Here is a 9793-nt window from a genome sequence, read left to right as displayed (position 1 = left end):
CAGATGAGATGTACTTCCCCCAACCAGTGAAACAGGCGGCCTGACGCCGATGATGTCCCGATCCGAGCTTAGCTGACTTGTCAGGTGGTCCGAAGGATGGGGACCACTTCACTTCGGCGATGCTCTCGCCACAAACGCGTTGAATCATCTCCCGCAGTACATCTGACTCCGAACGGCCAGATGCCTCACAAAGGCGTTGCCAGGCTTCCTTCTCGGCTGATGTCAGCCTGGTTTTGACCACTGCTGCTTCTGTCATCTCGTCCTCTTTCATCATGTACTTCCCATCGAGTGTGGTACCAAATGCCAGCACGCTGCCGGCAACGGCTGACACTTCGCGAATCCTGCCCTAGCTCCAAAAACGCTCATGGATTTCGTACGCACGAAATTTTGACTCTGGCAGTGCCCTCTCTCGCGCTACGAATAGGGCAGTGGTACCACGTGCTGGCAGTTCGCGAATCCTGCCCTAGCTCTATAGCCATTCATTCTTTTCGTACGCACGAAAATGGGAGCAGGGACGCGCTAGGCTACTCCGTTAGTAATACGCACGGACCTGTCTCAAACCTGCTCGTCGCCAGGGGCTGATCGGGAGGCTTCGCCATTAGTAATAGGGGAGGCACTTGTCTCAACCGGTTCCGTCTCTCCATGCTCCCGGCGACGCTTGGCCAACTCAGCTTTCATCCACTGCCCAGAGGCACGCATCTCAGCTCGCAGGTCTTCGATCTCCTCGGGTGTCAAGCGCCGGTAGCTCATAAGGTCTCCTTCTGAGATGGATCACGCCGAAGCTCGGGATATATCGTTGCGCGCCATCGCCACTGGAGAACACACACGGCAATACCGACCACGCAGACAAACAGGGTACGAGCAGCCTCGCCATCGCCAGTAAGAGCGACGCTGACCAAACCAGGCAGTTCAGGGAGCAACGCCACAGACAACAGGATACCCACCACCAGTAACAGGCCCGAGATGACCAGCCCCATCCCACGCTTTACCCGCGCCACGCGGACGCGCCAGGTATCTAACCACTTGATATTGGTATTCATAACTTATCCTCCTGTCATCGTGTTGCCAGCACCGAAACGCTTCTGGTAGGCACGATAGGCAGACTTGGCGCCACGGTAAGGAGAGGTTGCCGCACTGCCTGCTAAGCGTGCATCACGTTGAACGCCACGATACTGACGGCGGATGGCTGAGGGACGCATCGCGGACATAGCAGAGCCCAGAGCGCCCTGAGTTGCCAATGCCACACCACCGCCCAATGCAGAAGCAATGGCCGGCACCTGCTTCAGCACGAGGATGCCAAGAGCAAAAAAAGCAATCAGATAGGCACTTGTGGTCATACTGGCCATGCTGCCTGCCGAGGCTTCCACGATGTTCATGAACGCTTCGCTGACATCGATGACCATGCGCCCAATGGCTGAACCCAAAACCAGTAGCATGCCGAAATTGATCACCATGCCCAGCCAGCTCTCGAAGAAACGTTGCGTGGTGTTAAACAGCAGACCAATGATGAAGAGCGGACCAATCGCCAGCAGAACCGTCGTTGCCACCTTGCTAACCAGCAGGAGAAACGCCACTACGATGGCAACACCACCACCAAACACCATGATCAGAATTGCCACCAGATACATGCCGAAATCACCACTCATGACCCCCGCTTTATTCCAGGCCTGATCAGCTACGGCGAGAACGCGGGAGAACAGGCTATCCAAAATGGCCGCGGCACCTCCACTGGAACCCGTGATGACTGCTGCTACCTTTTCCGGGCCATGAGCCAGCACGTCCACCACGACGCCCATATAGGTACCGACCGTTAGCCCCAGCGTCATGATGAAGCCGGTGCGAAGGATGCGAAAAACGCCCTCCTGCAAGGGCTCACTGACCTTGCCAAACATCATCAAATAGCCCCAGATGGCAATCCAGACGATCAACATGCTGGTGAAGATTGGAGTGATGTAAGAGATGAGGTCCGTAGCCGTGTTGACGATATACTGGTCCAGTGCCTGATCAACTACGGAGAACATGCCTTCAAACAGGTTCATGAGTCCTCCTCGCTCTGGAGGCTAGACAGGTCGAGCTCGAAGGGCTCACCGCTAGACAGTGCCCGCTCCGCTTGGAGTGCATTAATGCAATTCGGCGCTTCCTGGAGTTCGCCAGGGTTGTTGCTGCACTTCTCCAGTGTCGACTTGCGCTTATCGTCATGCGCTTTGTACCAGTCCACGGTCTGCACCGGTCCAGTATCCGGGGTGTCATCAAAGCACCCGGACTGCGCAACGCTGACCAGAACCACTACGGCAATATTTCGTGCGCACGAAATTTTCCTGGTACTCATAAAGCCTCCTTACCAATCAAGCTCGAACGGTTCCCCTGATGACGCGACACGCATCTGCTGAACCCGCTGAGCGTGAAGCGCCTGGTTGGCCTCGGCCTGCGAACGGAGCATGGACAGTTTGGCCATCTCGTTTTGCAGCATGACTTGTTCGGCGCCGATACGGGCCTGTAGGTCCAGAATGTCTTTCTGGTCCGGGCTGTTGTTGATCTCAGCCACCAAGCCGGTCAGCTCGCTGAAACGCTCCTGAGCCTGTTCCAGGGACTTTTGGGACTGGCCAAGCCAGGTCGCCGTGTTCTGGTTGCCGCTGTCGTACAGGTCCGCCACGTCACCGGACAAGCCGTGATCGTTCGCCCCCCTGATGCCGACGTCACTCAGCACCTGGTTAGGATCGACATTCACGGCAGTGTCATAGGCCGAGTCGATGACGTTGCCCAGGCCTCGAACCCCGCTCATGCTGTCCAGCTCCTTGTTGGCTGTTTCGAGCTGGCTTTTCAGTTGCTCGATTTGGGTAAGCATGTGCTGAACCTGCAAAATCTGCTGGGTCAGGCTCGACACGTCGATAACGGGAATCCCACCTGCCATGGCGGGCTGCGATAGTCCGATGGTGGCCGCGAGGGCGACACCGGCCATTTTTCGTGCGCACGAAATTTTGTTGCTCATGATCAAACCTCCTTTTGACGATCCTGACGGGTCGCCTTGGCCTCCAGGCGCCGTCTCGTCCTCTGGAGCGTGAGCGACCGCTTTTCAAAATCCAGACTTTTCAGGTCGATGGACTCCATCACCTCTTTCATCTCTTCGATGCAGGTGAAGAAGTCTTCGGGAAGGGCTTCCAACCCTTCGGTGAGAAAATCGCAAGCGTAACCGGCGATGATCACCAGAGTTTGAATCTCACTCTGGATGGCTTGCTGTTCGACCGCATGTGATCGGTACAGCCGTGACAGGCCACTGTCAGTGAAGGCGGGTGTGATACGCTGTCTGTTAGCCATGGGTGCCTCCTACGCAGGCAGTCGTGGTTAGGCGCGGTCGGGGCCATCACCCCCGTTCCGCGCCGCTTGAATTCTATGTGCGGAGGGTTCTGCGCATTTCTTCTACTGCAGGAGCTCCAACCTTGTCGCTGCCGTAATTTCTGGCTAAGAAGTCTGCTCTTTTCTGGCCCAGCAACTCAGCCATCTCGGCCCTCGTTAATTTTGATTCGGGCCCAGGATGACTCTCAACCTTGGCCGCCTCGCTTTTATTTCTTGATGTACTCTTTGTTGTATTCTCTGTAATAGATTTGCCCTTTGGTAGAATCAAGGTTTGACCATCCTGATCACCAGATTGGCTAGAAGGGATAGTAGAATCTCCCAAAGGGAAAAACTGGGAATTACAACCAGTTCCAGAAGGCTCTTTGTCGAATTGCTCCGCCAGAAGCTCAAGCAAGCGCTCGCAGTTCACCCGATACCACATTTTTGCAGGCACATCTCGCCTCTCCTCCTCCAATACGCCAATTTCCACTAGCGACTTCCTAGCGTTAGCCTGCTGCTTAGGAGAAAGTCCAGTTTCTGACTCCCAACTATCTCTGCCACGCTGGTTTTTGTAAAACCACCCGCCTCTTTCCTCTGCCTTGGTGTTACGTGTCCAGTAAAATGCTTGGCTAAGGAAGACTGCACCAGGAACTGAAACGCCGGGAAGGAGCGTGAACGCGGCATGATAGGCAACTACTCTACCCAGAATCTTCTGCACTACCGATGGACTAACACGCGCCATATTCAGAAGGCTCCAAATCTAGGGCGTCTTTTACTTGGAGCGTCCGAAAATAGACACGGCGCCCTACCTTCACCATCGTCGGCTTCAGCTTTCGAGAGACCTCAGTATCTGAATAAAGAGAAACCCTTACGCCATCGGGCGAACGACCAAGAAGATCCGCTAGGTCTGATATGCTCATCAGTAGGCCGAACCGCTTAACAAGATAATCTTCGACTTTCATGACTAGCCCTCCATCAATCATACATCGACGTAATCAATGCTAACCAAGCAAAGTCAAAGCTCAAGCGCGCGCCTCTTGCATAGCAATCAATGTACTAGATATTGATCATCAAAGTTTATCATCTTGAAGAGATGGTGCACTAAAAAGCTCAGGAATTACAGCTACTTAAACAAATAACAAAATTTAACAAATTACACAATTGCAACGACAAGGAGCTAAAACGGAGCAATAATAAGAATAATAATAGCATTATTATTCTTATTATTATTTTTGAAAGACATGACAGATGCAGGTTCTGAGTACAACACCGTCAAGGTGTTGATGATGACGCCTCATGGTACTTCGCCGTCTGCTAGCTCATCACCTCAATGGGGCACTTAAAGTCGAAGCGCTTTCGCGGTCGCATGTTCAGCTCAAGCGCGATTTCATCCAGTTCTTTCTGGCTATAGACCGATAGATCCGTTCCTTTGGGTAAGTACGGCCGTATGAGCTCATTGATATTTTCGTTGGCGGCCCTCTACCAGCCGGCTGACGACCTCATGGCGTAGGTCATGAAAGCGAAAGTCATCGAGCCTGGCCTGCTTCTTCGCCTGATTCCAGAGCTTGGTGTAGGTATATGGGCCGCGCTTACCCTCTCGGCCAGGCTCACCGAAGAACATCAGGTCGCAGTCGAGCGGCCGCACTGGATTGTTTAACACCTGCTTGAACATCTCCGTAGCGGCCTGGGTCAGCGGCACCAGGCGGGCTTCATTGTTCTTGGTGTCGGTGAGGCGCCCTACGCGGCGTTTCACGTAGACCTGGGATCGGGTGAGGTTGAGGATCTCCGACGAGAGCATGCCCGTCTCCAGGACAATTCTGGCGATCCAGGCCGGCATGGGGTTGCTGTGCTGCCGCAGCACGGCGAGCAGTGGTAGCAGGCGCCATTGTAAATCAAGACACGGGAAGCGGATCACCTAACTCCCCATGCTCGTAATGGCTGTCCTATCTGGCTGGCAGGCTCAAGAACAGCAAAGCGGCTCAGTCCCGCTCATCCGGCTCTACTCCTCCATGCGTTACTAATTTCTTGAGCAACCCCCAGCGATGCTCTTCAGCATTCCATACGCCCACTGGATAAGCCTTATCAGCCAAAGGTCCGCTATAGTCGATGAGCCGAGAAAACTCCTGATAAGAAACAGGAACCGAGAAAGATCCGCAAACACCGGGAGTCACCTCATATTCTGAAAAAATGAACTCTATATGCTTATCATGCAATGAAAATCGGGGAACAAATTGCTCATCAAAATAAGCCTCTTCAAACACACCGCTACACTTTTCATATATATAAGGGTGTATTATCTGCTTTACCGCCTCTATTGCTTGATAACCGCCTCGAAATATATCTAAAATGTCTATATAATGACCATTTCGCATATCTATATTAAAAGAAAAAACAGACTCACTGGGATTTAATGCCCCTTCATAAAAAACAAAACTTTCTAAAACAAAACTAAGAATAGAATCCGAACTAAGCGCAACTTCATAGCCAACCATATGAGAGCGACTATTTGGACTTATCTGAGAATACGACAAGCTTACAATTTTCTCGTTAACCTCTCGTAAAAAATGGTTCGGAAGAATGGTTTCTATCTTTGGGAACTTTAGTTCATAGTCTTCGATATCCACAGCCGAAGAAATGCCTGCAAGTGCCTTGGCTTCCTCATGTGAGAGGCCCTCCTCGCTAATCCAATATACTGATCTCGCCCAATCATATACAAAATTTCCTGTAAAAGCTGCTACGGAAGCAAAAGCAGTAAATATGGCCAAATAGGCAGATACTATAGAGACAGAGGATGACCATGAACGCAGTGACTTAACAACCTTAATACTATTAAACGAACTCAGCTTATCCTCTTTCCTCATCACAATCTCGCTTATAAAATCTGAAATTTACACTCACAAAAACTTCAAAAAAACACTCATACTACACGCAGCATCTATTCAAACGATCTAGTTTTTCGACCAAATCCTCCGCTCTCAAATGTGTATACCGTCTCAGCATCTGCATAGACTTATGCCCGCTGATCGCCGCCACTTCCTGGTCAGACAGACCGGCTTCAACCAGCCGACTGACAGCCTCATGGCGTAGGTCATGAAAGCGGAAGTCATCGAGGCCGGCCTTCTTCTTCGCTTGGTTCCAGAGCTTGGTGTAGGCGTAAGGGCCGCGTTTGCCATCCTTTCCAGGCTCGCCAAAGAACACCAGGTCACATTCAAGCGGGCGCACTGGGTTGTTCAGCGCTTGCTTGAATACCTCGGTGGCGGCCTGGGTCAGCGGCACCAGGCGGGCTTCGTTGTTCTTGGTGTCCGTGAGGCGCACCACGCGGCGCTTCACGTCGACCTGGGAGCGAGTGAGGGTCAGGATCTCCGACGAGCGCATGCCCGTCTCCAGGGCAATTCTGGCGATCCAGGCCAGCATGGGGTTGCTGTGCTGCCGTAGCACGGCGAACAGGCGCTTCTCCTCGTCGGCGCTCAGGCGCCGGTCGCGCCCTTCTCCAGGGCTGGGCTTGCGGATGTTTTGGACGGGGTTGTAGGTCAGGCCGAGACCCCATTCCTGGATGGCCACGGTGTAGAGATGGCCGAGCAAGGCGAGCTCCAGACGCACGGTATTGGCGCTGATAGGCTGGCCACGATGGCCAATGCTATTCAAACGGGTGTCACGGAAGTTGGCGATCAGCTCCGGCGTCAGGGCCGCGAGGGAGTACTTGCCCAAGTGCTCAATCAGCGTGTTGGCCTTGTGGCGTTCGCTCTTCTGGGTGCTGGGCTTCTTGGTAGGGGTAACGTCGGCCAGGTACCGCTTGAGCGCGGCCTCGAGCGTCATACGCTCCGAGGCGCTGCGCTGGATATAGACGCCACGCACCATTTCGTCTTCGGTGCGGCGTGCCCAGTCCTGGGCATCTCGCTTGGTGCGAAAGGTCTTGGCGGTGGTGGGCCAGCCGGTCTTGCGGATGACGGCTTTCCAGCTTCCGGCAGGGGTCTTGACGATGGTGGCCATGAAAGTCTCCAGGGGGCTGAAGGATCGGCACTGTACCGAAACTGTACCCTTGGACTATGGGACTCACCAAAGAGAATTCTTAAGTAGCTGATTTTCATGGTGGGCCCAGCTGGACTCGAACCAGCGACCAAGGGATTATGAGTCCCCTGCTCTAACCAACTGAGCTATAGGCCCTTTATACGGAGGGTGCGCGAAAGGCGCCGGCGTATGATAGCGAATGCCGATGGTCGATACCAGAGCGAGATGCCTTGCAGTGAAGCGATGCCATCGGCGATTATGCCCGAGCCGCCGAACGCGGCCCTTTCCCGGCCACCCTTCGAGATCTCATGTTCCTGCTGATAGCCTTCGCTGTTCTCTCCATTGGCGTTTCCTTCCTGTGCTCACTGCTCGAGGCCGCGCTGCTCTCGATGACCCCCAGCTATGTGGCCCAGGTGCGCGAGACCAACCCCAGGCTGCACGCCAGGCTCAACGATCTGAAGCGCAATATCGACCAGCCGCTGGCGGCGATTCTTACCCTGAACACCATCGCCCATACGGTGGGGGCCACCGGCGTCGGTGCCCAGGTCACGGTGGTGTTCGGCGAGACCTGGCTGGGTGTCGCCTCGGCGGTGATGACGCTGCTGATCCTGTTCGTCTCCGAGATCATTCCCAAGACCATCGGGGCCACCTACTGGCGCCAGCTCTCCGGCATGCTGGCCCGTACCCTGGCGGTGATGGTGTTGATCCTCAAGCCATTCATCTGGATGTCCGAGCAGATCACCAAGCGCATCGGCAAGGACGCCATGGATACCGACATGCGCGGCGAGATCAAGGCGCTGGCCCAGATCGGCCAGGAGGAGAAGGCGCTTGACCCGGAGGAGACCCGCGTCATCATCAATATCCTCAATCTGCATGATATCCAGGTGAAGGACGTGATGACCCCGCGTACCGTCTCGGTCACGGCGCCCCCCGCCATGACAGTGAGCGAGTTCAGCGCAGAGCTTGGCCCCTCACCCTTTACCCGCTTCCCGATAATGGATGGGGGTGAACAGGCGCTGGGTTATGTACACAAGGCCGATACCTACAGCGCCGACGATGATGCCGACCTCAAGTCGCTGATGCATCCGGTCAAGTCGGTGCCCGCCGAGGAGAGCATCGAGCAGATCTTCACGATGATGGTGATGGATCGCCAGCACCTCTGCGTGGTGTATGACGACCTGGGCACCTGGGTGGGCCTGATCACCCTGGAGGACGTGATCGAGACCATCCTCGGCCAGGAGATCGTCGACGAGACCGACAATGTCGCCAACCTGCGCAAGTATGCCCGCCAGCGCTGGACCAAGAGCCTCAAGAAGACCGAGGAGTAGGCCGCTTTCCTGGCCCGCTCTGGCTGGATGGTCTGACTAGACGGGCTGACTGGATGGCCTGGCTTGATGGCCTGGCTGGATGGCCAGGCTGAATGCCCCGGTTGAGAGTACTGACGATGATCTATCGATCGGGGATCAACCGGCCAGGCACCCAGCGCAGATAGGCCAGCATGCCGAACAGCTCGACCAGCGACTGGCAGACGACGACCACCACCGCGGCCTGCCAGCCCTCGGGCAGTGCCAGGGCGATGGGCAGCATCACGAAGGAGTTGCGGGTACCGAAACTGAAGGTGAGCGTGCGTGCCGCCGGTGGCGTCAGCCCGAAGCCACGCCCCAGCCCCCAGCCCAGTAGCGCGGCCAGTGCCAGGTAGCCGATAAAGAGCGGCAGCACCTGCAGCACCACGCCACTCAGCCCCCGCATGCCGGCGATCTGGGTCGCCGCCACCACCAGCAGCACCATGGCCAGAAGCGGCACGGGCAGCCAGCCCAGTCCCTGCACCAGGTGGCGCGCCGTGGCGCGGCGTCGCGCCAGCCGCTGGGTCAACCCGGCCGCCACCAGTGGCACCAGAATCAACCCGACGAAGGCGCCAAGCAGCGGTGCGCCGATGGCGACCCGCACCCACTGCATATCCAGAAACAGCCAGAGATAGAGCGGCAGCGTCACCAGCTGCAACACCAGCAGCAGCGGCGTGGCGGCGATGGCTCGCCCGGCATCACCCTTGCCCAGATGGGTGAAGGTGATAAACCAGTCGGTGCAGGGCACCAGCAGCACCAGCAGCACGCCGAGCCGAACGGCAGGCTCCAGCGGCAACAGCGCCACCAGCGTGCCCACCATCAGCGGCAGCAGCAGGAAGTTGCCTGCCACCAGCGCCGTGGCGAAGTGCCAGTCCTGCACGGCCAGGGCGAGCCGCCCCAGCGGCACCTGGGTGAAGGTCGCATAGAGCAGCACGCCAAGCAGTGGCCAGAGCCCGCCCTCAAGGGTGGCACTGATCTCGGGGCGCATCAGGCCCAGGCCCAGCCCGGTCACTATCGCCGCCAGATAGAGCCAGACCTGATGGCGCTCGAGATGGTCTCGCATTCACTTCTCCCCCTTCTGCCTTGGCAAGCCGTGCGGCGATTCAGGA

General features: G+C 56.0%; 12 protein-coding genes, 1 tRNA gene and 2 pseudogenes. 1 reads left to right on the top strand and 14 read right to left on the bottom strand.

Going from position 1 to position 9793, the window contains the following annotated elements; translation table 11 throughout:
* From Q0894_RS13975 to Q0894_RS13915, 13 genes and pseudogenes are all read right to left on the bottom strand, one after another.
* A pseudogene (locus Q0894_RS13975) lies at nt 1-331 on the bottom strand (hypothetical protein); the annotation flags it as partial.
* 415 nt (nt 332-746) lie between these two features.
* Nucleotides 747-1040 (bottom strand): hypothetical protein, encoded by a 294-nt coding sequence (locus tag Q0894_RS13970; protein WP_299236435.1) that lies wholly within the window; start codon nt 1038-1040, stop codon nt 747-749.
* 3 nt (nt 1041-1043) lie between these two features.
* On the bottom strand, nt 1044-2039 hold the full coding sequence (locus tag Q0894_RS13965) for a type IV secretion system protein (protein ID WP_299236433.1): 996 nt from the start codon (nt 2037-2039) through the stop codon (nt 1044-1046).
* Nucleotides 2036-2329, bottom strand: coding sequence for an EexN family lipoprotein (locus Q0894_RS13960; protein ID WP_299236431.1), 294 nt, complete (start codon nt 2327-2329; stop codon nt 2036-2038). Before Q0894_RS13960 ends, Q0894_RS13965 begins: the two co-directional genes overlap by 4 nt.
* A gap of 9 nt (nt 2330-2338) precedes the next feature.
* Entirely contained in the window at nt 2339-2989 is a 651-nt protein-coding gene (locus tag Q0894_RS13955) for a type IV secretion system protein (RefSeq protein ID WP_299236429.1), read from the bottom strand.
* Between the two features lie 2 nt (nt 2990-2991).
* On the bottom strand, nt 2992-3315 hold the full coding sequence (locus tag Q0894_RS13950; protein WP_299236427.1) for a hypothetical protein: 324 nt from the start codon (nt 3313-3315) through the stop codon (nt 2992-2994).
* 73 nt (nt 3316-3388) lie between these two features.
* The gene (locus Q0894_RS13945) at nt 3389-4075 is read right to left on the bottom strand and encodes a hypothetical protein (RefSeq protein ID WP_299236426.1); all 687 of its coding nucleotides are present in this window, start codon (nt 4073-4075) and stop codon (nt 3389-3391) included.
* A complete protein-coding gene (locus tag Q0894_RS13940) occupies nt 4062-4295 on the bottom strand; it encodes a plasmid-related protein (RefSeq protein ID WP_299236424.1) in 234 nt (77 codons plus the stop codon). Before Q0894_RS13940 ends, Q0894_RS13945 begins: the two co-directional genes overlap by 14 nt.
* 352 nt (nt 4296-4647) lie before the next feature.
* A pseudogene (locus Q0894_RS13935) lies at nt 4648-4812 on the bottom strand (IS30 family transposase); the annotation flags it as partial.
* Entirely contained in the window at nt 4787-5131 is a 345-nt protein-coding gene (locus Q0894_RS13930; RefSeq protein WP_299236440.1) for a tyrosine-type recombinase/integrase, read from the bottom strand. The pseudogene Q0894_RS13935 and the gene Q0894_RS13930, both read right to left, overlap by 26 nt.
* Nucleotides 5132-5312: 181 nt before the next feature.
* Nucleotides 5313-6194 (bottom strand): RsiV family protein, encoded by an 882-nt coding sequence (locus Q0894_RS13925; protein WP_299236422.1) that lies wholly within the window; start codon nt 6192-6194, stop codon nt 5313-5315.
* A gap of 61 nt (nt 6195-6255) precedes the next feature.
* Nucleotides 6256-7323, bottom strand: a complete 1068-nt coding sequence (locus Q0894_RS13920; protein ID WP_299236420.1) for a site-specific integrase — start codon at nt 7321-7323, stop codon at nt 6256-6258.
* A 97-nt stretch (nt 7324-7420) separates the two neighbouring features.
* Nucleotides 7421-7497: transfer RNA gene (locus Q0894_RS13915), tRNA-Ile, on the bottom strand.
* Between the two features lie 152 nt (nt 7498-7649).
* Here Q0894_RS13915 and Q0894_RS13910 point away from each other — a divergent pair.
* Nucleotides 7650-8669 (top strand): CNNM domain-containing protein, encoded by a 1020-nt coding sequence (locus Q0894_RS13910; protein ID WP_299236418.1) that lies wholly within the window; start codon nt 7650-7652, stop codon nt 8667-8669.
* A 121-nt stretch (nt 8670-8790) separates the two neighbouring features.
* On the opposite strand, the gene Q0894_RS13905 is transcribed toward Q0894_RS13910, so the two are convergent.
* Nucleotides 8791-9747 (bottom strand): arsenic resistance protein, encoded by a 957-nt coding sequence (locus Q0894_RS13905; protein WP_299236416.1) that lies wholly within the window; start codon nt 9745-9747, stop codon nt 8791-8793.
* Nucleotides 9748-9793 lie beyond the last annotated feature (46 nt).

This window comes from uncultured Halomonas sp. (assembly GCF_947501415.1).
Taxonomy (GTDB): Bacteria; Pseudomonadota; Gammaproteobacteria; order Pseudomonadales; family Halomonadaceae; genus Halomonas.
The sequence above is the reverse complement of the archived record's forward strand: the minus strand, read 5'-3'. Positions and strand labels throughout refer to the sequence as shown.

Coding starts and splice junctions, on each gene's coding strand:
- Q0894_RS13950 (WP_299236427.1), bottom strand. CDS start 3,315: ATGGCTAACAGACAGCGTATCACACCCGCCTTCACTGACAGTGGCCTG.
- Q0894_RS13910 (WP_299236418.1), top strand. CDS start 7,650: ATGTTCCTGCTGATAGCCTTCGCTGTTCTCTCCATTGGCGTTTCCTTC.
- Q0894_RS13925 (WP_299236422.1), bottom strand. CDS start 6,194: ATGAGGAAAGAGGATAAGCTGAGTTCGTTTAATAGTATTAAGGTTGTT.
- Q0894_RS13905 (WP_299236416.1), bottom strand. CDS start 9,747: ATGCGAGACCATCTCGAGCGCCATCAGGTCTGGCTCTATCTGGCGGCG.
- Q0894_RS13965 (WP_299236433.1), bottom strand. CDS start 2,039: ATGAACCTGTTTGAAGGCATGTTCTCCGTAGTTGATCAGGCACTGGAC.
- Q0894_RS13920 (WP_299236420.1), bottom strand. CDS start 7,323: ATGGCCACCATCGTCAAGACCCCTGCCGGAAGCTGGAAAGCCGTCATC.
- Q0894_RS13955 (WP_299236429.1), bottom strand. CDS start 2,989: ATGAGCAACAAAATTTCGTGCGCACGAAAAATGGCCGGTGTCGCCCTC.
- Q0894_RS13970 (WP_299236435.1), bottom strand. CDS start 1,040: ATGAATACCAATATCAAGTGGTTAGATACCTGGCGCGTCCGCGTGGCG.
- Q0894_RS13930 (WP_299236440.1), bottom strand. CDS start 5,131: ATGCTCTCGTCGGAGATCCTCAACCTCACCCGATCCCAGGTCTACGTG.
- Q0894_RS13945 (WP_299236426.1), bottom strand. CDS start 4,075: ATGGCGCGTGTTAGTCCATCGGTAGTGCAGAAGATTCTGGGTAGAGTA.
- Q0894_RS13940 (WP_299236424.1), bottom strand. CDS start 4,295: ATGAAAGTCGAAGATTATCTTGTTAAGCGGTTCGGCCTACTGATGAGC.
- Q0894_RS13960 (WP_299236431.1), bottom strand. CDS start 2,329: ATGAGTACCAGGAAAATTTCGTGCGCACGAAATATTGCCGTAGTGGTT.